This is a genomic window from Streptomyces sp. SP18CS02 (genome assembly GCF_036322365.1).
Classification (GTDB): domain Bacteria; phylum Actinomycetota; class Actinomycetes; order Streptomycetales; family Streptomycetaceae; genus Streptomyces.
The window spans coordinates 1-25,896 of record NZ_JAQYXC010000142.1; the positions used below are offsets into that span (position 1 = coordinate 1).

Annotated in this window: 25 protein-coding genes and 1 pseudogene; 12 read left to right on the forward strand and 14 right to left on the reverse strand. The window is 74.5% G+C overall.

Annotated elements, in window-relative coordinates; genetic code table 11:
* A partial coding sequence (locus PUR26_RS00915; RefSeq protein ID WP_329868233.1) for a rodlin occupies positions 1-246 on the reverse strand: 246 nt, incomplete at its 3' end.
* Positions 247-590: 344 nt separating this feature from the next.
* Here PUR26_RS00915 and PUR26_RS00920 point away from each other — a divergent pair.
* From PUR26_RS00920 to PUR26_RS00935, 4 genes are all read left to right on the forward strand, one after another.
* Entirely contained in the window at positions 591-947 is a 357-nt protein-coding gene (locus tag PUR26_RS00920) for a DUF6479 family protein (protein ID WP_443076919.1), read from the forward strand.
* Positions 948-1,149: 202 nt separating this feature from the next.
* On the forward strand, positions 1,150-2,493 hold the full coding sequence (locus PUR26_RS00925) for a cytochrome P450 (RefSeq protein WP_329868237.1): 1,344 nt from the start codon (positions 1,150-1,152) through the stop codon (positions 2,491-2,493).
* 22 nt (positions 2,494-2,515) lie between these two features.
* Positions 2,516-3,994: an aminotransferase class I/II-fold pyridoxal phosphate-dependent enzyme gene (locus PUR26_RS00930; RefSeq protein WP_329868239.1), complete on the forward strand. Its 1,479-nt coding sequence runs from the start codon at positions 2,516-2,518 to the stop codon at positions 3,992-3,994.
* A gap of 570 nt (positions 3,995-4,564) precedes the next feature.
* The gene (locus tag PUR26_RS00935) at positions 4,565-4,798 is read left to right on the forward strand and encodes a chaplin (protein ID WP_329868241.1); all 234 of its coding nucleotides are present in this window, start codon (positions 4,565-4,567) and stop codon (positions 4,796-4,798) included.
* A 106-nt stretch (positions 4,799-4,904) separates the two neighbouring features.
* Here PUR26_RS00935 and PUR26_RS00940 read toward each other — a convergent pair whose 3' ends face one another.
* Together PUR26_RS00940 and PUR26_RS00945 are read right to left on the reverse strand one after the other, a co-directional pair.
* The gene (locus tag PUR26_RS00940) at positions 4,905-6,281 is read right to left on the reverse strand and encodes an NAD(P)-binding domain-containing protein (protein ID WP_329868243.1); all 1,377 of its coding nucleotides are present in this window, start codon (positions 6,279-6,281) and stop codon (positions 4,905-4,907) included.
* A gap of 16 nt (positions 6,282-6,297) precedes the next feature.
* The gene (locus PUR26_RS00945) at positions 6,298-7,542 is read right to left on the reverse strand and encodes a carboxylate--amine ligase (RefSeq protein ID WP_329868245.1); all 1,245 of its coding nucleotides are present in this window, start codon (positions 7,540-7,542) and stop codon (positions 6,298-6,300) included.
* Between the two features lie 146 nt (positions 7,543-7,688).
* Here PUR26_RS00945 and PUR26_RS00950 point away from each other — a divergent pair, with 146 nt between their 5' ends.
* On the forward strand, positions 7,689-9,095 hold the full coding sequence (locus tag PUR26_RS00950; RefSeq protein WP_329868246.1) for a glycoside hydrolase family 26 protein: 1,407 nt from the start codon (positions 7,689-7,691) through the stop codon (positions 9,093-9,095).
* Between the two features lie 33 nt (positions 9,096-9,128).
* On the opposite strand, the gene PUR26_RS00955 is transcribed toward PUR26_RS00950, so the two are convergent.
* The 9 genes from PUR26_RS00955 to PUR26_RS00995 form a co-directional block, all read right to left on the reverse strand.
* Positions 9,129-10,319, reverse strand: coding sequence for a GNAT family N-acetyltransferase (locus tag PUR26_RS00955; protein ID WP_329868248.1), 1,191 nt, complete (start codon positions 10,317-10,319; stop codon positions 9,129-9,131).
* Positions 10,316-11,002 (reverse strand): lipopolysaccharide biosynthesis protein, encoded by a 687-nt coding sequence (locus tag PUR26_RS00960; RefSeq protein WP_329868250.1) that lies wholly within the window; start codon positions 11,000-11,002, stop codon positions 10,316-10,318. The genes PUR26_RS00955 and PUR26_RS00960 overlap by 4 nt, the downstream gene beginning before the upstream one ends.
* Positions 10,999-12,090, reverse strand: coding sequence for a glycosyltransferase (locus tag PUR26_RS00965; RefSeq protein ID WP_329868252.1), 1,092 nt, complete (start codon positions 12,088-12,090; stop codon positions 10,999-11,001). Before PUR26_RS00965 ends, PUR26_RS00960 begins: the two co-directional genes overlap by 4 nt.
* On the reverse strand, positions 12,087-12,932 hold the full coding sequence (locus tag PUR26_RS00970) for a polysaccharide deacetylase family protein (RefSeq protein WP_443076921.1): 846 nt from the start codon (positions 12,930-12,932) through the stop codon (positions 12,087-12,089). Before PUR26_RS00970 ends, PUR26_RS00965 begins: the two co-directional genes overlap by 4 nt.
* A complete protein-coding gene (gene murJ, locus PUR26_RS00975) occupies positions 12,832-14,661 on the reverse strand; it encodes a murein biosynthesis integral membrane protein MurJ (protein WP_329868256.1) in 1,830 nt (609 codons plus the stop codon). The genes PUR26_RS00970 and murJ overlap by 101 nt, the downstream gene beginning before the upstream one ends.
* The gene (locus PUR26_RS00980) at positions 14,654-16,090 is read right to left on the reverse strand and encodes an O-antigen ligase family protein (protein WP_329868257.1); all 1,437 of its coding nucleotides are present in this window, start codon (positions 16,088-16,090) and stop codon (positions 14,654-14,656) included. The genes murJ and PUR26_RS00980 overlap by 8 nt, the downstream gene beginning before the upstream one ends.
* Positions 16,090-17,556, reverse strand: coding sequence for an exopolysaccharide biosynthesis polyprenyl glycosylphosphotransferase (locus tag PUR26_RS00985; protein WP_329868259.1), 1,467 nt, complete (start codon positions 17,554-17,556; stop codon positions 16,090-16,092). The genes PUR26_RS00980 and PUR26_RS00985 overlap by 1 nt, the downstream gene beginning before the upstream one ends.
* Complete coding sequence (locus PUR26_RS00990; protein ID WP_329868261.1) at positions 17,553-18,719, reverse strand: glycosyltransferase; 1,167 nt, start codon at positions 18,717-18,719, stop codon at positions 17,553-17,555. The genes PUR26_RS00985 and PUR26_RS00990 overlap by 4 nt, the downstream gene beginning before the upstream one ends.
* Before the next feature lie 139 nt (positions 18,720-18,858).
* Complete coding sequence (locus PUR26_RS00995; RefSeq protein ID WP_329868263.1) at positions 18,859-19,956, reverse strand: DUF3344 domain-containing protein; 1,098 nt, start codon at positions 19,954-19,956, stop codon at positions 18,859-18,861.
* Between the two features lie 342 nt (positions 19,957-20,298).
* Between PUR26_RS00995 and PUR26_RS01000 the strand changes: the two genes are divergently transcribed.
* From PUR26_RS01000 to PUR26_RS01020, 5 genes are all read left to right on the forward strand, one after another.
* On the forward strand, positions 20,299-20,538 hold the full coding sequence (locus tag PUR26_RS01000) for a chaplin (protein WP_329868264.1): 240 nt from the start codon (positions 20,299-20,301) through the stop codon (positions 20,536-20,538).
* Positions 20,539-20,815: 277 nt separating this feature from the next.
* Positions 20,816-21,364, forward strand: a complete 549-nt coding sequence (locus PUR26_RS01005; RefSeq protein ID WP_329868265.1) for a hypothetical protein — start codon at positions 20,816-20,818, stop codon at positions 21,362-21,364.
* 300 nt (positions 21,365-21,664) lie between these two features.
* Positions 21,665-21,940: a hypothetical protein gene (locus tag PUR26_RS01010; RefSeq protein WP_329868267.1), complete on the forward strand. Its 276-nt coding sequence runs from the start codon at positions 21,665-21,667 to the stop codon at positions 21,938-21,940.
* Between the two features lie 247 nt (positions 21,941-22,187).
* Entirely contained in the window at positions 22,188-22,640 is a 453-nt protein-coding gene (locus PUR26_RS01015; RefSeq protein ID WP_329868269.1) for a hypothetical protein, read from the forward strand.
* Positions 22,641-22,844: 204 nt separating this feature from the next.
* On the forward strand, positions 22,845-23,201 hold the full coding sequence (locus PUR26_RS01020; protein ID WP_329868270.1) for a chaplin: 357 nt from the start codon (positions 22,845-22,847) through the stop codon (positions 23,199-23,201).
* A gap of 278 nt (positions 23,202-23,479) precedes the next feature.
* On the opposite strand, the gene PUR26_RS01025 is transcribed toward PUR26_RS01020, so the two are convergent.
* A complete protein-coding gene (locus PUR26_RS01025) occupies positions 23,480-24,346 on the reverse strand; it encodes a tyrosinase family protein (protein ID WP_329868272.1) in 867 nt (288 codons plus the stop codon).
* Positions 24,330-24,881 carry a tyrosinase family oxidase copper chaperone gene (locus PUR26_RS01030; protein ID WP_329868274.1) on the reverse strand — a complete coding sequence of 184 codons (552 nt, stop codon included), beginning with the start codon at positions 24,879-24,881 and terminating at the stop codon, positions 24,330-24,332. The genes PUR26_RS01025 and PUR26_RS01030 overlap by 17 nt, the downstream gene beginning before the upstream one ends.
* A gap of 192 nt (positions 24,882-25,073) precedes the next feature.
* Here PUR26_RS01030 and PUR26_RS01035 point away from each other — a divergent pair, with 192 nt between their 5' ends.
* On the forward strand, positions 25,074-25,577 hold the full coding sequence (locus tag PUR26_RS01035) for a DUF5949 family protein (RefSeq protein ID WP_329868276.1): 504 nt from the start codon (positions 25,074-25,076) through the stop codon (positions 25,575-25,577).
* Positions 25,578-25,683: 106 nt separating this feature from the next.
* Positions 25,684-25,896 (forward strand): annotated as a pseudogene (locus PUR26_RS01040) (vitamin K epoxide reductase family protein); the annotation flags it as partial.

A 25,896-nucleotide genomic window follows, 5' to 3' on the forward strand; every position in this document is an offset into this window, starting at 1 on the left:
CAGACCCACGACGTTCTGCACGTCGACCTGGGCCGGCAGACCGATGCAGGGCTTGTTGAGCGAGCCCTGGACAAGGCCGATCTGCGGGCTCATGTATCCACCGGTGACGGTGTTGCCGTACGCCTGGGTGGCGAAGTTGCCGTTCTGCGTGTCCACGCCGCGGTCGCCCACGGCGGAAGCCATCGGGGCCGAAACGCCCAGGACGGCCGCAGCGACGCCGGCGGTAGCCAGAACCTTCTTGATCATGGTCCATCCTTCTCGTCGAGAGACCCGGTACTCGGGCCGGTCTGACCAACAGCGCAGCGCTGTTTAAGTTGCGCGACGTCACCCGAAGAGCCCAATCCGGAAAGACGGGGTCACCTTTTTAATGAAGGTAGTTTTGTGCTCCACCAACGAATAGGGGCAGAAACGTTCCATGGCGTCTGAATGGAGTCGCTCCCGCAGCGATTCCCGGGCCTTCCGTGCCGCCGTTTCTCCGGCCCGGCCGGACCTTCCCGCCGCACGGATGGGGGCGCGGATCCCCCGCCGCGATGTCTGACCCGGGCGGAAGCGGGTACGCGCCCTATATGGACTCTGTCATCATGTTCGCCATGGAATCCGCCGCTAGGGACCATCTTGTCGGGATCGGCCCGCTGGTGGCGGGCGTGGTCCTCGTGGGGTTCCTGATCGGCGCCTTCGTGCTGGGACGCCGCATCCGCTCGCGGGAGCCGGAGCCGCCCAAGGCCGAGGAGCAGCCGCACCGCCCGGACGACGCCGGCCTGCCCGGGGAGGCCGAGGGCCACCGCAGGGCCGCCGAACTCACCGAGCGGGAGGACCGGGTGATGCCGTACGAGCTCCGGCACGAGAACACCGAGCCGGACACCTCGCCACGGTCCGAGGAGGACCACAAGTGGGGCGGCTCGGCCAGCGGCGGGTTCGGCAGCGGCGGCCCCGGCTCGGCCGGCTGACCGCGCCCGCACCCCCGCCCTGTCCCTGCCCCTGCCCCCTTCCGTCTTGCCGCCGCCGTCCCCGGCCGCCGCCGACCGCCCTGGTCGACGGCGGCCGTCAGCCGTTTCCGTGCGGCCTCCCGGCCCCCGCGCCCGGCCCGCGGCACCGTTTCGCGCCGCACCCCCGGGGCACCCGAGGCCCATGACCAGTACGGACAGGGGCATGGGAAGGACCGCCGCGGACCGCACCCCCGCACAGGTGTCCGCGCGCGACACCGCGCGGCTGGCCGCCCATGTGATCGCGCCGACCCTGGCCGCGGGCGCCATCGTCCGCCGCCGCGCCGGGATGGCCCTCGCCGAGCGATGCGCCGTCGACAGGCGCGCCACCGGGCTGCTCACCGAACTGCGGACCCGCTACGGGCCCGGACCGCTCAGGATCGACCTGGCGCGACGTCACTTCGCGGTCGTCCTCGACGCCCGGGACGCCGCCCACGTGCTGGAGCGCACCCCCGACCCGTACTCCCCGGCGACCCGGGAGAAATACGCCGCCCTGGCGCGGTTCCAGCCGCACGGCGTGCTGATCTCGCACGGTGACGAGCGCGACGAGCGGCGCGCCTTCAACGAGGCCGTCCTGGAGACCGGCCACCAGCTCCACAGCCAGGCCCCGCAGCTGGTGCGCACGGTGCGGGAGGAGGCGGGCAAGCTCCTCGGCGCGACGACGGCCGGAGCGGGGGAGATCGACTGGAACGCCTTCAGCACCGCCTGGGACCGCACCGTGCGGCGGGTGGTGCTCGGCGACGCGGCCCGCGACGACACCGGGCTGACCGCGATGCTCGGCCGCCTCCGCTCGGCCGGCAACTGGTCCGTCGCCGCCCCGCGCCGCACCGGACCGCGCGAGCGCTTCGAGCGCCGGCTCCGCGGCCACCTCGACCGGGCCGAACCGGGCAGCCTCGCCGCCACCCTCGCCACGACGCCCGCCGGGCCAGGTACCGACCCCGCGGGCCAGGTCCCGCACTGGCTGTTCGCGTTCGACGCGGCGGGCGTCGCCGCCCTGCGCACCCTCGCCCTGCTCTCCACGCACGGGCCGCAGGAGACGCAGGTGCGCAACGAACTGGCCGTCACCGACCTGAGCGAGCCCCGGCTCCTGCCGTACACCCGCGCGTGCGTGCTGGAGTCCGTACGCCTCTGGCCCACCACGCCGTTCCTGCTGCGCGAGTCCGTGCGGCGGACCGGCTGGGGCGCGGACACCCTGCCCGCCGGCACCGAGTTCCTGATCTACGCACCGCTGTTCCACCGCGACGACGCGCTGCCGTACTCCGACCGCTTCACTCCGGAGATCTGGCTCGACGGCACCGCCCAGGACACCGACGCCCTGATGCCGTTCAGCGCGGGCCCCGCCGGATGCCCGGGCGAGGACCTGGTCCTGCTGGCCACCTCGACGATGGTGGCCGCGCTGCTGGAGCGCCACACCTACCTTCCCGACCGGCCCGGACGGCTGCGCCCGGACCGGCCGTTGCCCCGCACGCTCGACCACTTCGGCCTGCGTTTCGCGGCCCTTCCCCACTGACCCCGAGGCAGGTGGCCCGCCCATGTCCCTGAAGTGCCCCGACCACCAGCAGGCACCGGTGCTCGAAGCGCTCGACCGCTACCACGAGTCGGGCCAGCTGGCCTTCACCCCGCCCGGGCACAAGCAGGCCAGGGGCGCGGACCCCGAGGTGCGCAGGGTGCTGGGCGACGCCGTGTTCCGGTCCGACGTCCTCGCCTCGGGCGGTCTCGACGACCGGCGCTCGTCGGGCGGGGTGCTGGAGCGCGCCGAGGCGCTCATGGCCGACGCCGTGCACGCCGAGCACACCTTCTTCACCACGTGCGGCAGCTCCCTGTCGGTCAAGGCCGCGATGCTCTCGGTGGCGGGGCCGCACGAGGAGCTCCTGATCGGCCGGGACGCCCACAAGTCGGTGATCGCGGGGCTCATCCTCTCGGGGGTCCGGCCGGTGTGGGTGGAGCCGGAGTGGGACCCGGAGCTGCGCCTCGCGCACCCGCCGTCCGCGGCCGCCTTCGAGGCGGCCTTCGAACGCCACCCGCGGGCGCGCGGCGCGCTGGTGACCAGCCCGACGCCGTACGGCACCTGCGCGGACCTCGCCGAGATCGCCGCCGAGTGCCACAGCCGCGGTGTGCCGCTGATCGTGGACGAGGCGTGGGGGGCGCACCTGCCGTTCCACTCCGCGCTGCCGTCCTGGGCCATGGACGCGGGCGCCGACGTCTGCGTCACCAGCATCCACAAGATGGGCAGCGGCCTGGAGCAGGGCTCCGTCTTCCACCTCCAGGGTGATCTGATCGACCCCGCGGTCCTCAAGTCGCGCTCCGACCTGCTGGGCACCACCTCCCCGTCCGTGGTGATCTACGCCGGGCTCGACGGCTGGCGGCGCCAGATGATGCTGCACGGCGAGGAACTGCTGGACGAGGCCCTGGGCCTGGCCGCCTCGGTGCGCGAGGAGATCGAGCGGATCGACGGGCTGCACGTGCATGACCGCTCCGACTTCGTCGGCCCGGGCCTCGCGGCGGACTTCGACCCGCTGCCGGTGGTGATCGACGTGTCGAAGCTGGGCACCACGGGGTACCAGGCGGCCGACTGGCTGCGCCGGCACCGCAGCATCGACGTCCACATCACCGACCACCGGCGCATCGGGGCGCAGCTGACCCACGCCGATTCCCGCGCGACCACGGCGCCGCTGCTGGACGCCCTGCGCGATCTGGCGGACCACGCGCCCGCCCTGCCGCCCACCGGGCAGGTCGACGTCCCGACACCGGACGAGCTGCGGATGGAACAGGAGTGTCTGCCGCGCGACGCGTTCTTCGCGCAGGTGGAGGACGTGCCGGTGGCCGAGGCGGCGGGCCGGGTCGCGGCGGAGATGATCACACCGTACCCGCCGGGCATACCGGTGGTGCTCCCCGGCGAGCGCCTGACGGAACCGGTGCTGCGCTACCTGACCACGGGCATCGGCGCGGGGATGAACCTCCCGGACGCCGCCGACACCTCGCTGCGGACGGTCCGGGTCCGGTCGGAGTGACGGGCGCCCGGGCCGACCGCGGGGCGGTACGGCCTCAGCGGACGCGCCCCGGGAGGCGCGGGGGCGCTCCGGGAGGCGCGGGGCCGGCCGGGTGGCGCGGCGGTCCGGTGGGATGGACGCGGCCGCGTCTCAATCCGCCCATTGCGGGAGCTATGGCATGATGCGGAAGCCTCGCCACGGCTCTTGACGGAAGGGTTGGCATGGCTTCTGGCACCGGAAAATGGCAGCGCGTTCCGCTCATCCCCCAGAGCAGACAAGCGGCGGCGTCCGAGACGCCCCCGCTCTATTCGGTGCTGATGCGCGAATGGAGAGCATCGGGACGCACGCTCCCCGGCGTGCCCGACCATGAATGGGAGCTGTTGGTGACACGCCCGGTGTGGCCCGGCGGCTGAATGCGCACCCGCCTTCCAGGCGATCGAAGGCGTTCGAGTGAATCAATAGCGCAACTGCCCTAATGGTGTGTCTTTTCGCTTTCACGTTCGTTGTGATAGTCGCAGCGGAAGCGAGTCCCTCCGGACTCATCGTGGCCAGAACCGCGACGCTCTTCCTCTGCGGAAAGGAACTCCCACAATGAAGTGCAAGAAGGCCGCCGTAGCCATTGCCGGGCTCATGCTGGCGATGGGTGCTGCCGCGCCCGCCGTCGCCGACGCCGACGCCAACGGGGCCGCTGTCGGCTCCCCCGGCCTCCTCTCGGGCAACGTCGTCCAGGTGCCCGTCAACATCCCGATCAACGTGTGCGGGAACAGCATCAACATCATCGCGCTGCTGAACACCGCCGCCGGGAACGTCTGCGTCAACAGCTGACGCGGCACGGCCTCATGGCGGCCGGTCGGTAGGACACGACGGCGCTGCGGCGCCTTGCCGGACGGAGCCGGTCCCGGGTGCGTCTCCCGGGACCGGCTTCCCGCTGTCACCGTGACCGCGCGACCGCCCCGGACCCGGCCTTCGGCCGCCCGGCCCCGCCCGTTCCGGCGGGCGTCTCCTCCGGGCCCTTCGCCCGCAACCGCCGTACGACTCCTCTGACGAGCCGCTCGGCCGTGTAGGAAGCGCCGTACACGAACCGCATCGACGGACCGCAGGACGGCGCGGTGAGCAGCCCGGCCATGAAGAGCCCGGGGTGCGAGGACTCGAACAGCGGGCTCATCTCGGGCGCTCCGCTCGCACCGACCGTGCGCAGCTCCTGCCGGAGCGGACCGCTCAGGACGTCCGTCCGCTCCAGACGGGGCGCGAAGCCGGTGGCGGCGATGACGTGGTCGGTCTCCACGGTGCCCTCGGGTCCGGGCTGCTCGGGTGCCCAGGCCCCGCCCGTGAGAGCCGCCGGCCCCGGCGTCCCGCCGTCGCCCCGCGCCCGCGCCGGCCGCCGGCCCGACGGCAGCCGGCCCGGTGCCCTGGCCACGGTCAGCCGCAGCCGGTCACCGGCCCGGACGGCCGCCGTGACGGTCCGGCCGAGGCGCACGTCCGGCACCGCGTCGAACCGGTGCCGCAGCCACCAGGCGCCAGCCGGCCCGAGCGCGGTGGCGAAGAGACGGGCGCGGGTCGTGGCGGGGAGCCGGCGGAAGGCCCCGGGGGCCTCGGCGTAGAGCCAGTTCTGCCATCCGCAGCCCAGACCCGTGTGCGGGGCGCGGACGGCCTCCCATCCGCCGCGCCGGAGCGAGGGCGGCAGCGTGTTCCAGTTCAGCCGGTCCGCGCGCGCGATGATCCGCGCGTGGGCCCCCTGCTCGGTGAGGAGCACGGCGGTCTCCAGGGCCGCCTGCCCCGCGCCGACGACGGTGACGTCCTGTCCGGCGAAACGGCCCAGGTCACTGGTGTGACTGCTGTGCGTGACCCCGTCCGGCACCAGGTGCCGCAGCGGTTCCGGTACGTCGGCGAACGGCAGGACGCCGATCGCCAGTGCCACCGTCCGGGCGCGGAACACCTCTCCGTCCTCCGTCGTGATCTCGAACCCCTCCGGGGCGGGCCGCACGCTCTCCACCATGCGCTCGTCGACGGACGGCACGGCCTGGCGGGCGAACCACTCCCCGTACGAGGCGAAGAACCCGACCGGCAGCGGGACGCCGTGGTGCGCCCGGACACCGCGCAGGTTGGCGAAGGAGACGAGGCCGAACGATCCGGCCGGGTCGGACAGGTTCGAGGCCCAGGGTTCCGACTTCAGGAGCATGCCCGGGGGCATGGCCCTCCAGGCGCTCATCACCTGCCCGAAGACGCGGATCTCCAGCCCCTGGGCCGCCGCGTGGGCGGCCACCGACAGGCCGTAAGGGCCCGCGCCCACAACCACCAGGTCGTACATCGAACCACCACTTTCGTCATCGTCGGGTGAACCGGGTGAGTCGGGTGAGCCGGTCCGCCGCCGACCACCCCTTCCGGGCGGCGTGCGCGAGCCACGCCCGGGCCATGGCCAGGGCGGGCAGCGGGTCGTCCGCCGCGTACCAGGCCGTCTCGGTCCGGGCGGCGGGGGCGGCCCGGGCGGCGCCCGCCGCCTCGGGGCGCCGCCGCGGCGAGGACAGGACGGACAGCGCCGCGTAGTTCTCCACCACGAACCGCCGGCCGTGGCAGCGGGCCAGCGCGGGCACGGCGCGGCCCGTCAGGTCGAGGTGGAGCGCGCGGACCACGTCCAGGCCCGCGGGGTCGGTGAAGAGCCGGAACTGCGCACCGGGCCGGGGGTTGAAGTCGAGCAGGTGGTACGTGCCGGTGGCCGGGTCCAGCCGGAAGTCGAGGTCGACGATGCCCCGGTAGCCGAGGGCGGCGACCAGGTCGCGGGCCAGCCGCTCCACGGCGGGGTTCGGCGCCCAGACGCCCACGGCGGTCAGGCCCGCGGCGTCGGGCCAGGACCGCTCCTTGCGCCCGGTGCCCGCGACCCCGCAGACACCGGAGCGCTCGCAGTAGGCGTGGAAGAACCAGTCCAGTCCGCGCCCCGGCGGCAGCAGCCGTTGCAGCAGCAGCGCGCTGCCCGCGCGGGCCCGGTCCCCGTACAGTTCGCGCACCTCGCGCGGGGTGCCGACCACGGTGGTGCTGCGCAGGCCGCTTCCTGCGGGCAGCAGCCAGGGGCGGCTCCACTTCGCCACCACGGGCAGACCGAGCGAGCGCGCCATGGCCACGGCCTCCTCCACGTCCGCCGGCTCCAGCGTCCGGGGGTGCGGGATGCCGAGCTCACGGCAGGTGCGGGCGAGCTCCGCCTTGTCGGACACCCGCGCCGTCAGTCCTGACGGCTGGTCAGGCAGGCGGAAACGGGGGTGGAGGCGCGGACGCAGCTGCTCCACGGCGAGAGCGCCGGCGTCGTCCATCGGCACGAGTACCGCCGGCCCGGCGAGACGGTCGGCGACCCGGTCGAGCGCCGCCAGAACGCTCGTCAGTTCGTTGTCGGCGGGGGGCGGATGACTGCCGCTCACATAACGGGAGCGGGCCGCCGGTCCGGCCGGGGACTCGATCACGGCGTGGACCGGCACACCGGCCCGCCCCAGGGACCGGGCCGCGCCGAGCGTGCCGTGGTGGAAGGGGTTGCGGTCCAGCCGCATCAGGACGGCGGCTGTGCGGGTGTCAAAACACACCACGGCATGTCCTTCATTCTGTGCCCCAAGTGGGCGATGAATTCCACTAACGGTCCATTAAAAGCCTGCACAAAGATCCCGATCGGACCATTAGGAATACTTTTGGTCGAGGTGAACGAGGGAACCCGGCGCCTCGCGAAGGAGCGGACATGGCCCATCGGAAACGGCAGCGCGCGCATACCTGGCTGGGGGTGCTCACCGCCGGCCTTCTCTTCTCGGGTGCCGCGTCGGCGCCCCCGGGCCACGCGGCCGAGGACACGGGCGGACGGACCGCGGCGCCGTCCGCCGGGGCGGCCGCCTTCGGCGCGTACCTGCACTACGGTCCGAGCGGTATCAGCCGGATGGCGGACCTCCAGGAATGGCTGGGCGGCACCGAGCTCCGGGTCGGCCACACCTACCTGCCCGGCGACCGGTGGTCGAACATCGAGGGACGGCCGGGCTTCCTGGACTCCTGGGCGCAGTGGCGGCGCGCCCAGGACGACCGGCTATTCGTCCTGAACGTCCCGATGCTGGAACGCAACGAAAGCCATGTACCGGACTTCGCGGTGCGGCAGCTGCTGCGCATCGGCGCCCAGGGGCAGTACGACCACCACTTCCGCGCCCTGGCCCGGCGGCTGGTCGCGCTCGGGGTGCCGGACACCGTCATCGTGCTCGGCTGGGAGATGAACGGGACGACGTACACGCATCGCTGCGGCCCCGACCCGGAGGCGTGGAAGGCGTACTGGAACCGCATCGTGACCACCATGCGCGCGGTTCCGGGACAGCGGTTCCGGTTCGACTTCGCGCCGAACCGCGGGCACGACGCGATCCCCTGGACCGAGTGCTATCCCGGTGACGGCGTCGTCGACATCGTGGGAATGGATTCATACGACCAGCCCCCGGGCGTGACGTTCGACCAGCAGGCCGAAGAGCCTTATGGGCTGCGGCACCACGTGGAATTCGCGGCCGCGCACGGAAAGGCTATCTCGTATCCCGAGTGGGGCCTGTTCCGAAACGGCGACAATCCCGAGTACATGCGGCGGATGCTGGAATGGGTCGACCAGCACAGGCCGCTGTACCACACGATCACGGACTACTGCCCGCACGGCGTCTGGCAGTGCGCCGCCAACCCGAGGTCGGCGCGGGTGTTCCGCATCATGCTCGCCGGGCGGGGCACGGAGGCGGCGCCCGAGCAGAGCACGCCGCCCGGCCCGGCACCGGAGACGGGCACCGAGCCCGTACCGCCCGGCGCCACGCCCGAGCCGCCCGCGCCGGAGACGAGTGGCGAGCCCGACCCCGGCGCCACGCCCGAGCCGCCCGCGCCGGGGACGAGCACCGGACCGGAGCCGGGTGGCGCGCCCCGGCCGCCGGCCGCCGACACCGCTCCCGACCCCACTGTCCCCACAGCCCCGGTCGACCCCACAGCCCCCGCCGACCTCCTGCCGGCCCCGCTGCCGGTGGCCCCGCAGGCCCCCTCGCCCGCTTGTCTGCCCGTGAAGCTCGGCTCCTGGGTCGAGAAGTGGCTCGGCGGCCCGGTGTGCGTCCGTACGTCCTGGTGGGAGCGTCTGTCCCGGTGAGCCGTCGGGTACGGCCCGGCGCGGCGGCGGAGCTCACCCTCCGCCGCCGCGCCGCAGTCTTCGCGCCCACGCCCGGCCCCGCACCCGGTCCGCCGCCCAGCCGCGGGCCCGCGCGTGCGCCACGCGCAGCCACAGCGCCGGTGCCAGCTCCGGACGGGCCATCAGCAGCCGCTGGTTGCCGACCGTCTCCGGCCGCCAGTGGTGCTTGTACGGTTCGTCGCCGCGCAGCAGGCTCAACGTGGCCCGGCCGCTCGCGCTGCTCCGCCTGGCCCCGTTGCGCAGCAGCATGGTCGCCACGTCCACCTTGCGGGCGCGCAGCACCGGGTCCGCCCCGTACAGGTACCCGCCCGACAGACGGGGCGACAGCAGGGTGAGGTCCGCCGCCACCAGGTCGCCCGCCAGCCGGAACTCGGTCACCATCGCCTCGCCGGACTCCACCATGGGACGCACGGCCCGTTCGAGGTGCTCGGCGAACCGGACGCTGACGTGCTCCGCCGTCACCCCCCGCCCCTGCCACTGCCGTTGGTGCAGGTCCAGCAGGCGCCGCAGCGCCTCGGGCACCTCGGCCGGCGGCACGACGTGCTCCTCGATGCCCTCCCGGTCGAGCTTGCGCAGTTTGGACCTGGCCCGCTGGGCGCGCGACGACGGCAGCCGGTCCACCAGCCGGTCGATGGAGAGGGCGGGCAGTTCGAGGCAGGTGGAGTCGGCCAGCCGGGCCCGCGGTCCGCGCCAGCCGGCGTGGACGCGCTCGGCGGCGGCCCCCGGACGCACCTCCCGCAGATCGATCACCGCGGTCCTGGCGAGCCGGCCCAGCGCCCCGGTGAGCGCGTCCGCCGCGCCGGCGGCGACATCGTCGACGAGGACGTCGGAGTAGTCGGTGATGGTCCCGCCGAGACCGGTCAGTACCGGCACCGGGCCGCGCACCAGGCGCAGCGGCGCCGCAGCGACGAGCTGCCCGTCCCGGCGTACGAGGACCACCCTCAGGCACCCGGGGGTGCCGTACGACAGCCACCAGGAGTGGAGCCAGGAATGCGACTGGAAGGGGGTGGCGGTCCGGCAGCGGCGGTGCAGCTCGGCCCATGCGGGGCCCAGCAGCCCGAACCGTTCGGCGTCCCGGCACACCGCGACGTCGAAACCGTCCGAGCCGCCGCCCTCCCGTCCGGCCGCCGCGACCGGTCCGGCCTGGCCGTCCGCGACCTGCCCCGCCGGGCGGGCGGGGGTCATACGGACTCCGGCTGCGGGGCGGGCGCCGCGGCCGGAGCGCCCGACGCGCCGGCGGGTCCCGGTACCGGTGCGTACCGGCCCTCCGGCTCCCGCCTCGGCCTGACCAGCAGGCCGAGCCCGCCCAGCAGCCCGCCGGCGCAGCCCCCGACGAGCGCGGACAGCGACAGGGAGGGCGAGACGGGTTCCGACGGCCTGGCCGCCCGGGTGAACTGGAGGACCTTCACTCCCGTGCTGTCCTCGGTGTGGGTGCCCTTCAGCACGAGGGCCCTGGCCACGCTGTCGGCGATGGCGGCCGCCGTCGCCGGCCGGCCGGCCTGGGCGGTGATCGAGATCATGGGTGCGTCGGGGGAGGTCGCGGCCCGCACGCTCTCCTTGAGCGTGCGGGTGGGGACACCGGCCCACACCTGGGCGTCACCCACCACCGCGATGTCGGTGGCGGCCCGGCCGTAGGCCTGGGCCAGTCCCATGGCACCGGCCGGGTCGCCCTTCCCGGAGGGGACGACGACGACGTAACCGGTCGCGGCGTACCGCGTGGGCGTCAGCAGTCCGTACGTACCGCCGCTCAGGGCACCCACCAGGACGGCCACCGGCACGATCCAGCGGCGGCGCAGGCGCACCGGCCGGGACGTCAGTCGGGTCAGCCGGCCGATCACGCGGGGTACGGCGAACGATTGCGCAGTCATCGGGAGCTCGCTTCGCGGTAGAGGGTCATCAACTGCTGTGCGCTGTGGGCGATGTCGTAGCGGCGGGCGGCGGGCGGTACGGGCAGGCGGCCGGGCGGGTGGTCCCGGCAGAGGTCGCGCAGGGCCGAGACGAGGTCGGGCACCGACCGGCCGATGCGCCGCGCACCGGGCGCGTCCGCCGCCGGCAGGTCGTCGAGCGCGGGCGAGGCGACGTACAGCACGGGCAGTCCGGCGGCGAGCGCCTCCACAACGGCGAGCCCGAACGCCTCGTCGGCCGAGGCCGAGACGAACACGTCCATCGCCGACAGCAGTCCCGGCAGCCCGTCGTGGCACGCCCCCGCCCACACCACCCGGTCCATGACCCCGCACTCCCACGCGAGCCGGGCCAGGTGCTGGCGCCGGTCCCCGTCGCCGACCAGGAGCAGCCTGGCCTCCGGCAGCGCCACCAGCGCGCGGATCAGCGTGTCGAAGCGTTTCCCGGCGGTGAGCCGCCCCACCCCGCCCACCACGAAGGCGTCCGGCGCCAGGCCGAGCCGCCGCCGGGCAGCCCGCCGCGCGTCCTCGTCGTGGGCGAAGCGGCGCACGTCGATGCCGTTGGGGACGACCCGGATGCGGCCCGGGCGCACGCCCCACTCGGTCAGGCGCCGGGCCACGGTGTCGGAGACGGCGACCGTCGAGGTGCCGAGCCGTTCGCTGGCCAGGTAGAGGGCGCGGGCCCCGTCGTTGAGTGCCCGGCCCTCGATCTGGGTGGCGCCCAGCGAGTGCTCGGTGGCGATGACCGTGCGCACGCCCGCCAGCCGGGCGGCGAGCCGTCCGTAGACGCACGCCCGGTACAGATGGGTGTGCACGACGTCGAAGCCGCCCTGCCGGATCAGCCGGGTCAGCCGGGGCAGGGCCATCAGATCGCGGTTGCCGCGCATCCCCAGATGGGCGACCGGGACGCCGTCGTCCCGCAGCCCCCGGGCGACCGCGCCCGGGTTGGTGAGCGTGACGACGCTGCCCCTGACCGGAAGATGGCGCAGCAGGAGCCGCAGTTGCTGTTCGGCCCCGCCGATGCCGAGGCCGGTGATGACGTGCAGGACCTTCATGACGACGGCACCCCGGAGGTCGCCCCGGACGCCGCCGGGTCACCGGACGCCGCCCGGTCGCCGGAAGCCGCCCGGTCGCCGGACGGGAGACCGGCGGGTGGTCTGCGGCGCAGCCCGTGCAGCCGGTACTTGGCGTGCAGGCGCCAGGCGGTGTCGCGCTGGCCGATGTGCACCCGCGGGAGGGCGAACACCTCGCTCAGCGGCCCGGGGTCGATGGCGCACCCGTAGCTGTAGCCCGCCTCGCGCACGGCCCGCACGGCGCGCCGGTCGACCTGCCCGTACGGGTAGCAGAACCCCTCGGGCGCCGAGCCGGTGATCGTACGGATCAGCTCACGGCTGTAGCGGGTCTCCTCCCGCAGCAGCCGGTCCCCCAGCGGTGGCAGCGACAGGTGCACCAGCCCGTGCGAGGCGACCTCCATGCCGGCGGCGGCGCAGCGGCGGACGGCCTCCTCGGTGAGCAGCGGCTTGCGCGGGCCGAGCGGGTCCCACGCGTTGTCGCCGCCCAGCCGGCCGGGGAGGACGAAGACGGTGGCGGTGCACGCGTGCCGGCGCAGCACCGGGACCGCGTTGTCGAGGAAGTCGGCGTACCCGTCGTCGAAGGTGAGGCCGACGAGTCCGCGCGCGTCACCGCGTGCCACCGCGCGCAGCAGCTCCCCCACGCCGACGCCGCGCAGCCCCCGGTCCCGCAGCCAGCGCAGCTGCCGGTCCAGCCGCGCGGGCGACACGGTCAGCCGGTACGGGTCATTCCTGACGTCGTCGAGGTCGGCGAGGTCGTCGATCGAGTGGTACATCGCCACCCACAGGGGTGACGTGCGGGGTTTCCCGGATGTCCGACGGAGCATGGGCGTGCCTTCGGGAAGCGGAACGGATGAGGGGACGGACGAGGAGACGGATGAGCGGGGAGCGGACGAGCGCGGAACGGTGGTCGGTGGGCGGGGAACGGACGGGGGACGGACGGCCGAAGGCCGCCCGCAGGAGGCCGGGGACCACCGGCGCCCCGCACGCGCACGCCGACGCCAGGAAGACGGCGGTGACGGCGGCGAGGGTGAGGAGGACGGCCGGGAGGGGCGAGCCGACCCGGGCCGCGCAGGTCCAGCCGGCTGCCGTGGCGAGCGCGGCGGGCCCGACGAGCCTCACCAGCCCCCCGGCGACGGGACGGGCCCCGAGCGGGACGCGCTGCCCCGCCACCCCGAGCAGCAGCAGCCCCGCGGCGAGCGTGATGCCCAGCGCGTTGGCGGCGGCGATGCCCGGCGCGCCCCAGGGGCCGGCCCAGACGAGGCCGGCCCCGGCGGTGACGGCCACACTGCCGGTCATGACGGCGGCCGGGTACCAGAGCGGCCGGGAGGCGGAGAAGTAGCAGCGGACGAGCGCGCCGACCAGCGTCTGGCCCAGCAGTCCGAGCGCGTAGATCCGCATGACGCCGGCCGTGGCCCGGGTGTCGGCGGCGTCGAACGCGCCGCGCTGGAAGAGCAGCTGGACGATCTGCGGCGCGGCCGCGATCACGGTCGCGGCGCCCACCAGCACGATCGCGCAGGCCAGCAGCAGGTCCCGCTCGGCCCGCAGCCGCGCCCCGGCGGTGTCGCCCGCCGCCATGGCCCGCGCCACGACCGGGAAACTGACCGTGCACAGCATGAGCGAGAGCACCATCGGCAGCTGCGCCACCTTCTGGGCGTAGTTGAGGTGGGAGATGGCCCCGGCGGGCAGCGGCGCGGCGAGGAACCGCTCGACCAGCACCTGGGACTGCCGGCTGACCGCGAACGCGAGCACCGGCGCGAGCAGGGCGAGGACGAGCAGCGGCGGCCCCTCCCCGCGCGGATCCCCGGCCGCGGCGCTCCCGCCCGGGCGGGAGCCCTTCGCCCGCAACCGCCCCACCAGCGAGGGCACCTGGACCAGCACCATCAGCACGCCGCCCGCCGCGACCCCGGCCGCCGCCGCGCGCACGCCCCACCCGGGGCCGAGCAGCACGACCGCCGTGATGATGCCGATGTTGTACGCGAGGTAGATGGCGGCCGGTGCCAGGAACCGTCCGTGCGCCCGCAGGGCCGCGCTGCAGTAGCCGGCCAGCGCGAAGCTGAGCACGCAGGTCGCGGTGAGCCGGGTGCAGTCGACGGCGAGATCCGTCCGCGGCAGCCCGGGGGCCAGCAGCGGTACGAGCCAGGGCGCGGCGAGCACCAGCGCGCCGGCCGCCGCGCTCATGGCCAGCGCGGTGTCCGGGAGCGTCGAGCCCACCAGCGCGCGGACCGGGTCGGGCCGGGCCCCCTCGGCCCGCCGGGCCAGGGCGCGGCTGAACGCGGGCACCAGGATGAGCGCCATCGCGTCCTCGATGAGCAGCGTGGCGGCGAACTCGGGCACCGTCCAGGCGACGAGGAAGGCGTCCGTGCCGGTACCGGCGCCGAAGGCGCGGGCGAGGAGCTGGTCACGGATCAGTCCCAGCAGTGCGCCGGCCGCCGTGAGCCCGGCCGTGAGCAGGGCCGCCCTGGCCAGGAACCGGTTGGACGGCACCCAGGACCGCGCCGCCGGGGCGGGGCGCGGGACTCCGGCCAGGGCGACGGCCCCCGACGACTCAGCCATGGTCCGCCCCGCCACGCCCGGCTCCGGCTCCCGCTCCGGCTCCGGCGTTACGGTCCTGTGCCCCGGAACCGGTCAGGCGCCGGGCGCCGGGCAGCCCGGCCGGGGCCTCGCCCTCCCCGTACCGCGCGCCCCGCCCGTGCGCGGCCAGCGCCCACCAGGCGACCATCCCGAGCACCACCGCGGTCAGCACCGTCGAGGGCCCGCCGATGTCGGCGTACGCGAAGTCGACCAGCTGCCAGGCCACCAGCCCGGACGCGACCAGGGCGCAGTCCGCCCCCGTGCGGGTCCGGCGGGCGCCCGGCACCCGGCGCAGTGCGCACACCAGCAGCGCCAGCCAGCTGCCCGCCATCGTCACGACACCCAGGAGACCCTGTTCGCCGAGGACCAGCAGATACATGTTGTGGGGCGACAGCAGGGCCTGGCGCCGGAACCCCTGGCCGGCTCCCGCGATGTCGCTGCCCGAGGAGAGCGCCAGGGAGGCGTGGCTGTCGCGGTGGGCGGGGAAGTTCTTGAGCCCGACGCCGGTGACGGGCCGCTCCCGCCACATCCCCACGGCCGCCGCCCACATCGTGTACCGGTCGGTGACCGACCGGTCGGGGGCGTCCGTGACCTGCGAGATGCTCGCCACCCGTTCCTCGACCAGCTGCGAGCCGATACCGAACCCGGCGACCAGCACCACGCCGAGCGCCCCGGCCGCGAGCGCCGCGCGCAGCGCCCTGCGCCCGCCGGACAGCGCCAGTTGCAGCCCGCAGGCCAGGAACGTGGCGATCCAGGCGCCCCGGCTGAAGGACACCACGAGCGGCGGCACCAGCAGTGCGGCGCAGACCAGGGCGGTGGTCCTGGCCCGCCCCGAGGAGCCGAGCGCCAGGCCGACGGCCGCCACCAGCCCGTAGGCGACGACCGTCGACATGCCCATCACGTCGCCGGGCCCGAACGTGCCGACGGCCCGTACGTCCTCGCCCCGGTACGAGGCGCCCGTGCCGGTCAGGTACTGCGCGATCCCCACCGCGCCCTGCACCAGGGCGAGGGCGATCAGACCCCCCGCGACCAGCCTGAAGTCGCGGCGGTCGCGCATCAGCAGCACGACCGCCGCCGGCACCAGCACGAACACCTGGAGGTAGCGGGCGGCCCCGGGCAGCACGGTGGCCGCGTCGCCGGAGGTGACGGCCGCCGCGCACACTCCCAGCACGGGCAGCCCCAGCACGAGGGCGGCCGCCCCGGACAGCGGGCGGACACCGGCCCGTACGACCCGGACCAGGCAGAAGAGGACGAGTACGGCCGACGCGGCGTCGGCGACGGTACCGGTGCCCGACGGGTCCCGGGCCGGCACGGCGAGCAGCGCGAGGACGGCCAGGACCGGCACCATGGGGGCGGCCCGCGGCCACCGCCGTGCGGGGCGCGCGGGAGCCTCCCCGGCGAGAGCGGTCATCAGCTGCCCGCCGGGCGGATCAGCGAGGCGGCCGTCCGCAGGAGGATGCACACGTCCTGCCAGAGCGACCAGTGGTCGATGTAGTGGTTGTCGAAGCGGCACCGGTCCTCGATCGAGGTGTCGCCCCGCAGCCCGTGCACCTGCGCGAGCCCGGTGAGCCCCACGGGCATCCGGTGCCGGGCCGCGTAACCGGCGTGGCTGCGGCTGAACTGGGCGACGAAGTAGGGCCGCTCGGGTCGCGGGCCGACCAGGCTCATGTCTCCGCGCAGGACGTTCCACAGCTGGGGCAGCTCGTCGAGGGAGGTGCGCCGCAGGAAGCCCCCGACGCCGCTCACCCGCTCGTCGTGGGCCACGCTCCAGCGGGTCGCCGCCTCCTCGTCGTCGGCCGGCCGCAGGGTACGGAACTTCAGCAGCGTGAACAGCCGGCCGTCCTGGCCGACGCGCTCCTGCCGGAACAGCACGCCGGGACCGTCCGACAGGCGCACGGCGGACGCGCACAGCAGCAGGAGCGGCGCGGTGGCCAGGAGGGCGAGAGCGGCGACGGTGACATCGAGCGCCCGCTTGGGCAGCCGGCCCCGCCGGCCGCGCGGTGTGTCCAGACGGCGGCAGGCATGGCCCCACAGGTGCTGGCTCATCGAGGCGGCCCCCGCGCGGCCGCCCGTCTCCCCGACGCGCCAGCCGGCACAGCCGTAGTGCTCGAACAGGGCGACCAGGTCGGCCTGTTCCTCCCCGGGCAGGAACACCACCTCCCGGACGCCGCCCCGCACGACGGCCCGGTGGATCTCCTCGGTGCTCCTGAGCACCGGCAGCGCCGGTCCGGCCGAGGCCGGCTGCGGGATGTCCTGCTGGGTGGCGACGACACCGACCGGCCGGACGCCGTACCGGGGGTGCCGGGCGAGCGTGGCCGCGAGCCGCTGCGCCGCCTGGGGCGGGCCGACGATCAGCGCGGCCCGGGGGCGGGCGCGCGCCACGCCGGCCCGCCGGTGGTGGACGGCGCCGCGGCAGCCGCAGACGAGGAGCAGGTGCGTCCCGTACGCGGCGGCCAGGGTCGACAGGCCGATCACGCGCTCCGGTGACTGCGCGGCGAGCAGGGCGGCCGCCGCGCACCACGCGATCGCCGCCCGGCCGGCCAGGACGGGGAACTCGTCGAGCACGGAGGCGATGGCGCCGGGCCGGTACAGCCCGGCACACGCGTTGAGCGCCGCCACGCCCGCGGTGAGCTGGAGGAGCAGCGCCGCGTCGCGCTGCTCCTCGCCCAGCAGCAGCGCGGCCGCGAGCACCGCGGCACAGTCCGCCGCCACCAGGGCCGCCACGAAGGGCGGCGCGGGTGCCGGGCGGGGCGGCGGCAGGGCCACCCGGTCGGCGGCCGGGCCGCGCGGCCTGCCGAGGGAGCCGACGCCCGGCGCCTGGTCCACCGTGGCGGCGGCGCGCGTCGACGAGGGGACGCTGGTGCTTTCCGTGGTCACTGGGGGATCGGCTCTCTCGTCTCGCGGTGCCGCGGGGCGGCCACCTCGCGGTACACGTCCGCGAGGGCCGCGCCCGCGCGCCGCACGTCGAATCTGTCGAGTACGTGCTGATGCGCCCGGCGGCCCAGGATCCGCCGCAGGACCGGCCGGCGCAGCAGCCGGGTGAGGGCCTCGGTCAGGGCGGCCGGGTCGTCGGGCGGTACCAGGCAGTGCGCCTCGTGCCCGGGCGGCAGGCACTCTCGCGCGCCGTCCACATCGGTGATCAGGACGGGCCGGCCGCTGGCCATCGCCTCCAGCGGGGCCAGCGCCATGCCCTCCCAGCGGGACGGCAGGACGACCAGGTCGGCGGCCCGGTACCAGGGCGCCGTGTCGTCGACCGCTCCCGCGAAGCGGACCGACGCGGGCGCCGAGGCGCGCAGGCCGGCGGCCGACGGCCCGTCACCGACCAGGACCAGCCGGGCGCCCGGTACCCGGGCGACGACCTCGGGCCAGGCCCGCAGGAGGACGTCCTGCCCCTTCTGGCGGCACAGCCGGCCCACGCAGACCACGAGCGGGCCCGCCGGGCCGGGGACTTGGCCGCGGGCTCGGCCTGGGGCTTGGCCGCGGGCCTCCGGTGTTCCCCGCGCCTCCGCCGGGCCGGCGGTGAAGCGGCCGACGTCCACGCCGTTGTGGATGACGGACCAGGCCGCCCGGACACCCGCGTCCTCGCCCCGCCGGCGCTCGGCCTCGCTGACGCAGACCACCCGGTCGGTCCACCGGGCCGCGGCCCAGCGCTCCCAGCCCCGGGCGAGCGCCGCCATGGCTCCGCCGACCGCCTCGAAGGACCAGGCGTGCGGCTGGTAGACGGTCGGCACGCGGCCGCGCACGGCGACCCGGGCGGCGAGCCCGGCCTTCGCGCTGTGGGCGTGGACCAGGTCGGGCCGGACCAGCGCGACGATCTCGGCGACCCGTCGGCTCTCGGCCACCAGCCGCAGGCCCGGGTCGCGGCCCGCCCGCCAGGGGTGGACCTCGGCGCCGCGCGCCCGGACCGCCGCCGCGAGCGGCGTGCCGGGCGGGCAGGCGACGGCCACCCGCAGGCCCTGCGCCAGCTGCGCGCCGACCATGTCGGTGACCACGCGGGCCACCCCGCCGTCACCTGGCTGGACAACATGCAGTGCGGTCATTGGGGGACGCACGCGTGACCCTTTCTGGAGGCTTGCGGAACAGGTGGCGGCGGAGCCGGGGGCCGGACGGCGGCCGCGGACGGCGGCTCCCCGCACAGCGGCGGACGGCGGCTTCGGGCGGACGGCCCGTGGGCGGTCGTCAGCCGCGCGCGTCGGCCTCCAGGAAGAGCGCGCCCAGCCAGACCGTGTCCGCCCCGGTGGCGATCCGTACGCCGACCCGGTCGGCCCCGCCGCGGAACGCCGTGCGCAGGTTGAGGACGTCGGAGTCGTACCCGAGCGTGTTCCGGTACTCCGGGAAGCGGCCGGTCCGGTCGGTCCCGAAGTCCGTGACGCTGGAGTTCATCACGTCGTCCGCCGCGTTGGCCGAGTCGCTCAGCGGGGTCCGGCCGGCCCGGGTCTCCAGCGCCAGGGAGTCCCCCGCGGTGCCCCGGTCGCCGTCGTAGGCGACCATCCCGAGGCGGCCGGGCGCGTCCGCCGGGACGGCGAGCCTCCCGAAGTCCACCCGCAGCGCCTTCCTCTTGGCGTCGAGCGTCTCGAACCCGTCCCAGAGGGACAGGTGGCGCAGGGGTTCGGCCTTGTGCTCGTAGGCGACGACCAGCGTCCAGCCGCCCCAGGAGCCGGCCGCCGACTCCCCCCTCGCGACATTGACCTGCGCCACGGTGTACATGCCGGGACCGGCGCCGCGGACCAGCCGTGTCACGTCCGCCGACGCCTGGAAGGCGTCGGCGCCGTCCGTCGTCCGGTGCCCCACGGTGGAGTCGGCGAGGACCTCCTTGTACTCCCCGCCGGGCTCGGCGATCAGTACGCGGCCGTTGTCCTCGGGCGGCTTCTGCTCCCCGACCCGCAGGTTCCCTCCCCAGTACAGACGGGCGTAGGTGACCACGGCGCCCTTCGGCAGCAGGACCTCACCGCGACCGGAGTTGTACGTGTTGGGGTCGTCGTCCACGTCGACGTAGAACATGTCCCGGTCGTCGTTGGCCGCCGTACCGCCGTTGCGGACCGATCCGCACGCCAGCGCGGCGGACGGCGAGGTCGTGGAGACGCGGCAGCTGACGGCCGCGTTGGCCGCCCGTACCAGCCCGCCGCGCTGCAGGGCGTAGAAGCGCTGGGCGAACGCGATGCGGTCGGCCTCCTTCCCCGGAGCGGTTGCGGCGGCCGGATGTGCGACCGGCAACGACACGCACGACAGAAGGCACAGCAGCCCGCGACGCACGGCAAGAACCACTGAATCGCGCATACAGGTTCTCCGCTTGGAGGAGTGAGGGGGACACCGCGAAGAGGAACGGAAGGGGGAAGGGCGAGCAGCGGTCGCGCGGGGACGCGCGAAAGGGGCTCGGCAGGACCGGAAAGGGAGGAGCGAGCCCGAACGCTATGACCGAACAACCACAAAACCAAGCATTTCGGACAATTTATAAGTAACTTCCCTATCGGGGTGTTCCGTTCGCCAACAGACGTGTCGCCCGCCACTCATCCGACGGTTCACCCGTTCGGTGGCGCAACCAGAGAAACGCTGCCGCGTTCTTGATGCAGCCGGCCACATCGGTCGGGAATGCCTCATCGAACCTAGGAGCTCATCACCATGTCCCGTATCGCCAAGGCCGTCGTCCTGACCTCAGCCGTTGCCGCGTCCGTCGCCGGTGCCACGGGCGTCGCTATGGCCGACGCCGGCGCGTCGGGTGCGGCCGTGGGCTCCCCGGGCGTCATCTCCGGCAACGTCATCCAGGTCCCGGTCCACATCCCGGTCAACGTCTGCGGCAACACCATCGACATCATCGGCCTCCTGAACCCCGCGTTCGGCAACGTCTGCGTCAACGGCTGACCGGACACAGCCCGGGCTCCCCGACCCGATGCCACCGTGCGCCACCCCTCCGGGGGTGGCGCACCGCGTTGTGGGCGCGGTGCCGGGCCGGGCGTCACGAACGGCGTCCGGGCGGCGCCCCCGCACGGCACGCTCCCCCCGCACGACACGCGCCTCCGCACCGACGGACTAGGCGGGCCACCCTATCGGCGGCGTCGATCACGCAAGCGTTTGCGAGCACCTGGGGTCCGACCCACGGTGATCTCACGTTCCCCACGCATCACCGGAAGGACAACGCATGCGTCCCCTGACAACCCGCCGTATCGCGGCCACTCTCGCCTGCGCCGCCCTCGCCCTCGGTACGGCGGGGCCGGCCGTCGCCCAGGACCACCAGCCACTGGCCCCTTCCGTGGCCCCGGCGGACGCCACCGCCGACGCCCTCACGGACCTGCAGAAGGCGATCGACGCACTGGTCGCCGCGGCACTGGAGCAGGGCACGGTGACGAGCACCGAGATCACCCAGAACACGACGACCACCGACCTCACGGACGCCGAGGTCAAGGCGACCCTCGACTCCGTCCTGGAGATGGTCAGGTCCACGGTCTCCAGCATGACGGGCCTGTCCCTCGCGAACCTGTCCGGCATGAGCGGCCTCACCGGCACCCCCGACCTCGGCACCCCCACGGCACCGACGGGCGTCACGGGGATGACGGGGCTCGCCGGCCTCACCGACTTCACCAAGCTCCCGGCCACCGGCATGACCACCGGCACGGCGGCCACCCCGGCCGTCCCGGCCGCTCCGCAGACGACCGCCGCCACGCCGCGCAAGACCTTCTGGCCTTTCTGAGGGCGCCACTCCGGCCGTGCCGACCCGGCGGGAACGGGTCGGCACGGCCGTCGTGCGTCCGCCCCGCGTCCGTCCACGCATCCGCATCCGCACCCGCGCCCGCACCCCGTTCGATGCTGATCGGAGAATACGATCGATCCACATCATTCGGGTGCAGTGTCGAGAATTCCCCCCTTCCGGAGTTTCCGCCGGGTGGAGGATTCGTTACCAAGAAGGAGCACCGCATGGAACGCCCCAAGTTCCCTGTGCGATCCGCCAGTTGTGACGAACAGACGCCATCCAAGGAAGGATTCACTCCCCATGAACCCCACGAAGGTTGCTGCGGTCGTTGCCGGTTCCGTGATGGCCCTGGGTGTGGCCGCCCCGGCCTTTGCCGCTGACAGCCTCACCCCCTCCAGCCTCAACGGCGCGGTCGACACGCTGGGCAAGCGCGGACTGACCGAGACGGTCCCCTCCGACGCCGTGACCAGGGCGTCCGAGAGCGACCTGGTCCGCAAGGTCGGGGACACCGCCGGTGGACTGGCGCCCACGAAGAAGGCCGCGCCGCTGCTCGGCGGACTTCCGCTCGGCAAGTGAGGCGGTGACGCGCGGGACGCCGCGCGCCGCACCGCCGGGGACGGCGGGAACGATCTCGTTCCCGCCGTCCCTTTTTCGCGTGCCGCCCCGCTGCTGCAACCAGGGGAATTCTGACGCTTTTCCCGGCGCGCGCTCGTTCTTCCAGTCGGCAACATGACTCGTCAGCGCTGGAAGGCGAACGGACCATATGAACCTGAGATCTCAGGCCGGCTTGGGAATTCTCGTCACATGTCTCGCCTCTGCGGCGATGGTGACGCCCGCGGCCGCCGCGCAGGCGCCGGTGGAGCTGCCGCTGCGGGGACTGGGGATGCTGCTCCCCATGGAGCCTCCGACGGTACGCACCGCGGTGCCCGTCCCCGTACCGGGAACGCCCATGGGTCTCGGGGCCCGCGGAGGCGGTGAGGTGCAGCCGGTGACCGTGCCTCAGGCCCCGCTCTCGGCCGAACTGCCGCAGACCGAGATCGCGGCGCCGCTGCCCGCCCTCGCCGAGGGCCAGGAGGTGGAGCGGGTACAACTCACCACGCCCGCCTCCCCGCTGCGTGCCGTGACTCCCGGCGCGACCGTGGGCTCCCCGCTCACCCTGCCGCGCGGCGACTCGCTCGGGCTGCCCGGCGTCGAACTGCCGCGGACCGGGCTGCTGGCGCCGACGCTGACCGGCACCGTCGAGTCCGGCCTGGGGCTGGTCCGCCCGAGGGGCTGACGCGCCGCGGCAGAGGATCCGCGCGCCCAGGGGCCCGGCAGCCGGCGTACTCCGGCTGCCGGGCCCTATACGTCCGTTTGAGCGGTGATTATCACCTTTGCCCTGTTGTGACGACATTGCCCGTTACTGGTCGTGTGTCATCGCGTTGTAAGGAAGTGACGACCGCAGGCCCGCGGTCGAGTTACCAGGCACAAGGAGAATGTGATGTCTCGCATCGCGAAGGCCGCCGCGGTCATCGTCGGCACGGGCGCTGTCGCCCTCAGCGGGGCCGGCATGGCCCTCGCCGACGCTGGGGCCGAAGCCGCCGCCGTCGGCTCCCCCGGCGTCCTCTCGGGCAATGTCGTCCAGGTCCCGATCAACATCCCGATCAACCTCTGCGGCAACACCATCGACATCATCGGCATCCTGAACCCCGCGTTCGGCAACACCTGCGCGAACGTCAGCGAGAAGTCCGAGAAGGTCGTCGAGAAGGACAAGAAGGACCACGAGGACAGCAAGAACCACGAGGACGCCAAGAACGGCAAGGGCGGCAAGGGCAGCGAGGGCGGCTACGGCAGCTGAGCCCCCGCCTCGCACACGGTCCCTCGGCCTCCCAAGGCCGGGGGACCGTTCCTGTGTCCGTGCCGTCCCGGCGGGGCCCGGCGCGGGCCGGACCGCATCGGCGCGGCGCCGGTCACGGTGCCCGGCGGGGTCGGTCGGTGCCCGACGGGGTCGGTCGGTGTCCGGCGGGGTCGGTCGGCACGAGTGGACGCAAGTGGACGCAAGCCGAGGTGGGTCGAGGCCCGCAAAGGCACATCGGTGTCGCGGTGTCGGCCGGCGCACGTCGGTGCCGGCCGGTGTCACGCGTACCGGTAGACCCGGCTGTGGTCGGCGACGTCCGCGGGGGTGACGCCGAACGGGGGCATGGGCTCGTGGCGCGCGACCACGCGCCCGTACTGCGACGAGCCACGCGGGGGCGGGGTGGCGGGCTGGTAGCGGGCGCCCGGGTTCCTGGTCTGCCACCGCGACCAGAGCAGGTCGACGAAGGAGTGGTGCAGCCAGAAGACCGGGTCGTTGACGGAGGCGCCGCCGAGCATCAGGCCGCCGACCCAGCGGTGGACCCGGTTGTGGTTGCGCAGCCGGGCGCTCCCCTTCCCCGGCGTCCAGCCCTCCAGCTTGTTGCGGAAGCCGGAGGCGCTGGTGGAGTTCCAGGGTTCGGAGTCGTAGACCGGGTCGTCCATGGCCCAGGCCAGCTCCTTCCTCGTCGGCAGTTCGACCGGGTCCGCCGGGTGGCCGAAGTCCCGGCTGAGGAAGCGGTTCTCGGTCACCCCCACCGTGACCGTCCAGTCGCCCCGGACGTGGGCGAACGGGCCCGTCATCACCTGTCGGTCCCCGCGCCGCCCGTTGCCGCCCATGAAGTCCTCGCCCCACAGCGACGCGGCCGCGGTCCTGTCCCTCGTCCAGTCCCAGTACGGCACGGTCACCGTCGGGTCCAGGGCCCTGAGGGCCCGCTCGAAGTCCAGCAGGTACTGGCGGTGCCAGGGCAGGAAGGAGGGCGCCATGTGGGCGGCCCGCAGCCCGTCGTCGCCGTCCGAGCTGTAGTGCCGGACGTGCGTGCGGACGAAGTCGTCGTAGCGGCCGCTCCGCTTCAGTTCGAGTACGGCGTCGACGAACTTCCGCCGCTCGGCACGGGTCAGGTCCCGTTGGTCCTTACGGGTGTAGACCATGACCGCCTCGCGTTCCCGCGCCGTGGACGCCGATGGGGGCGAGCCGGGCCGGCCCGAGCTCGTCGACGGCCGCGCGGGTCGCCGCGAGCGGCGTGGGGCAGGACCGGTAGTGGTCGACCACGCTGAGGTAGCCGCCGTCCGCGCAGCGCATGAGGTGCAGGGGCCGGCCGTCGATCCGGGCCTCGAAGCCCGGGCCCCGGGCCGTCCCGCCGGCGGTTGTCCCCGCTGCGGGGTCCGGCGCCGGGACCGGTCGGCCCTGGATGTGCCGTCCCTTGTACATCTCGTCGAAGGCGAAGGCGAAAGCGCCGTCGGAGGGCTCCGGGGACACGGCCGGGGGCGGGGTGACCCGGGGCGCGGCGGCGATCCGGGCCAGTGCCCCTCCGGTGAACGCCGCGACCGTCAGGGCGTACAGCGTGCGCAGCACCCCCCGCCGCGCGGTGCGCGGGCCGCGGAACGGGCCGGCGGAGGTGGCGGAAGGCGGCACCGGCCATGAGGCGGGGGGCGGCACCGGGGACCCCGGTCTCTTCACGGCCATCGGCGCTCTCCCGTCCGGCGATGCCCGGCGAGCGGGCGGAGGACTTCCGGGGCACAACGACGACACCCGAAAACCGTTCCGGAGGGCAGGGCCGAATTCGTGACACGTCGAGGTGAAGGAGCCCGCCGGGCTCGGCCGAACGGGTGGATTCGCCCCGGGATGCCCCGGTCGGCGGCACTAGTATCCGGCGCCATGACCTCTTCCACCGTCGCGTTCCCGGGCCGGCAGCGTTCCCTCCTGGGAACCCTCAGCGTCCTTCCGTGGGCCAGCGAGCCCTCCGCCGACTCCGCCGGCACGCCGATGCTGATGGTGTACTCGACCGGGGACGGGCCCGAGGGCCCCGAGGCCGGCCGGGAGGCGCTGGCGGCCGAGCTGGAGAAGCTGGGCCTGCCCATCGGCGAGCGGGTGGTCGACCTGGCGAGCGAGACCCGCATCCCGATCACGCTGCTGGTCGAGGCCGAACAGCTCGTGCTCACCACACCGTTCATGAGGGCGCAGTGCTCGGTGCCGCCCCAGTGGGAGCAGGCGGCGCACGAGAAGGGGCAGGTCTACCTCATCTGCGCACTCCGCCCCTGGCCGCAGGGAGCACCGGGCCGGGAGGTGGGCGAGGAGGAGCTGCGCGCCTTCGCCGGTGACGAGGAGACGCTCTCGGAGAGCGCCCACTGCGTCGTCCCGGTGCGCAGGGTGCGCGGCTGACCCGCCCTTCCCCGCACCACGGCCCCGACCGCGTACGGCTCCGCCATTCCGGTGAAGGAACCGGGGTGAACCATGGCGAACCCCCGTCGCGTGTAGCGTCGCCGCCATGACGATGACGAGCGTGAAGGGCGAGGCCGGTCCGCCGGAGGTCGGCCGGAACGAGAGCGGGAACGGGCGTCACGGCGGGGCGGGGGCGGGCCGGGCGTTCGCGTGGATGCTGGTGGTCACGGGTGCGGCGGGGCTGCTCGCGGCGTGGGTGATCACGATCGACAAGTTCAGGCTGCTGGAGGACCCGGGGTTCACTCCGGGGTGCAGTCTC

Excerpts from the sequence above, each read along its gene's own strand:
- murJ (WP_329868256.1), bottom strand. The coding sequence starts at position 14,661 with ATGGCTGAGTCGTCGGGGGCCGTCGCCCTGGCCGGAGTCCCGCGCCCC.
- PUR26_RS01025 (WP_329868272.1), bottom strand. The coding sequence starts at position 24,346 with ATGGTCTACACCCGTAAGGACCAACGGGACCTGACCCGTGCCGAGCGG.
- PUR26_RS01010 (WP_329868267.1), top strand. The coding sequence starts at position 21,665 with ATGAACCCCACGAAGGTTGCTGCGGTCGTTGCCGGTTCCGTGATGGCC.
- PUR26_RS00920 (WP_443076919.1), top strand. The coding sequence starts at position 591 with ATGGAATCCGCCGCTAGGGACCATCTTGTCGGGATCGGCCCGCTGGTG.
- PUR26_RS00930 (WP_329868239.1), top strand. The coding sequence starts at position 2,516 with ATGTCCCTGAAGTGCCCCGACCACCAGCAGGCACCGGTGCTCGAAGCG.
- PUR26_RS00965 (WP_329868252.1), bottom strand. The coding sequence starts at position 12,090 with ATGAAGGTCCTGCACGTCATCACCGGCCTCGGCATCGGCGGGGCCGAA.
- PUR26_RS00935 (WP_329868241.1), top strand. The coding sequence starts at position 4,565 with ATGAAGTGCAAGAAGGCCGCCGTAGCCATTGCCGGGCTCATGCTGGCG.
- PUR26_RS00955 (WP_329868248.1), bottom strand. The coding sequence starts at position 10,319 with ATGACCCCCGCCCGCCCGGCGGGGCAGGTCGCGGACGGCCAGGCCGGA.
- PUR26_RS01000 (WP_329868264.1), top strand. The coding sequence starts at position 20,299 with ATGTCCCGTATCGCCAAGGCCGTCGTCCTGACCTCAGCCGTTGCCGCG.
- PUR26_RS00950 (WP_329868246.1), top strand. The coding sequence starts at position 7,689 with ATGGCCCATCGGAAACGGCAGCGCGCGCATACCTGGCTGGGGGTGCTC.
- PUR26_RS00960 (WP_329868250.1), bottom strand. The coding sequence starts at position 11,002 with ATGACTGCGCAATCGTTCGCCGTACCCCGCGTGATCGGCCGGCTGACC.
- PUR26_RS01030 (WP_329868274.1), bottom strand. The coding sequence starts at position 24,881 with ATGGCCGTGAAGAGACCGGGGTCCCCGGTGCCGCCCCCCGCCTCATGG.
- PUR26_RS01005 (WP_329868265.1), top strand. The coding sequence starts at position 20,816 with ATGCGTCCCCTGACAACCCGCCGTATCGCGGCCACTCTCGCCTGCGCC.
- PUR26_RS00995 (WP_329868263.1), bottom strand. The coding sequence starts at position 19,956 with ATGCGCGATTCAGTGGTTCTTGCCGTGCGTCGCGGGCTGCTGTGCCTT.
- PUR26_RS01035 (WP_329868276.1), top strand. The coding sequence starts at position 25,074 with ATGACCTCTTCCACCGTCGCGTTCCCGGGCCGGCAGCGTTCCCTCCTG.
- PUR26_RS00980 (WP_329868257.1), bottom strand. The coding sequence starts at position 16,090 with ATGACCGCTCTCGCCGGGGAGGCTCCCGCGCGCCCCGCACGGCGGTGG.
- PUR26_RS00990 (WP_329868261.1), bottom strand. The coding sequence starts at position 18,719 with ATGACCGCACTGCATGTTGTCCAGCCAGGTGACGGCGGGGTGGCCCGC.
- PUR26_RS01020 (WP_329868270.1), top strand. The coding sequence starts at position 22,845 with ATGTCTCGCATCGCGAAGGCCGCCGCGGTCATCGTCGGCACGGGCGCT.
- PUR26_RS00940 (WP_329868243.1), bottom strand. The coding sequence starts at position 6,281 with ATGTACGACCTGGTGGTTGTGGGCGCGGGCCCTTACGGCCTGTCGGTG.
- PUR26_RS00970 (WP_443076921.1), bottom strand. The coding sequence starts at position 12,932 with ATGCTCCGTCGGACATCCGGGAAACCCCGCACGTCACCCCTGTGGGTG.
- PUR26_RS00925 (WP_329868237.1), top strand. The coding sequence starts at position 1,150 with ATGGGAAGGACCGCCGCGGACCGCACCCCCGCACAGGTGTCCGCGCGC.
- PUR26_RS01015 (WP_329868269.1), top strand. The coding sequence starts at position 22,188 with ATGGTGACGCCCGCGGCCGCCGCGCAGGCGCCGGTGGAGCTGCCGCTG.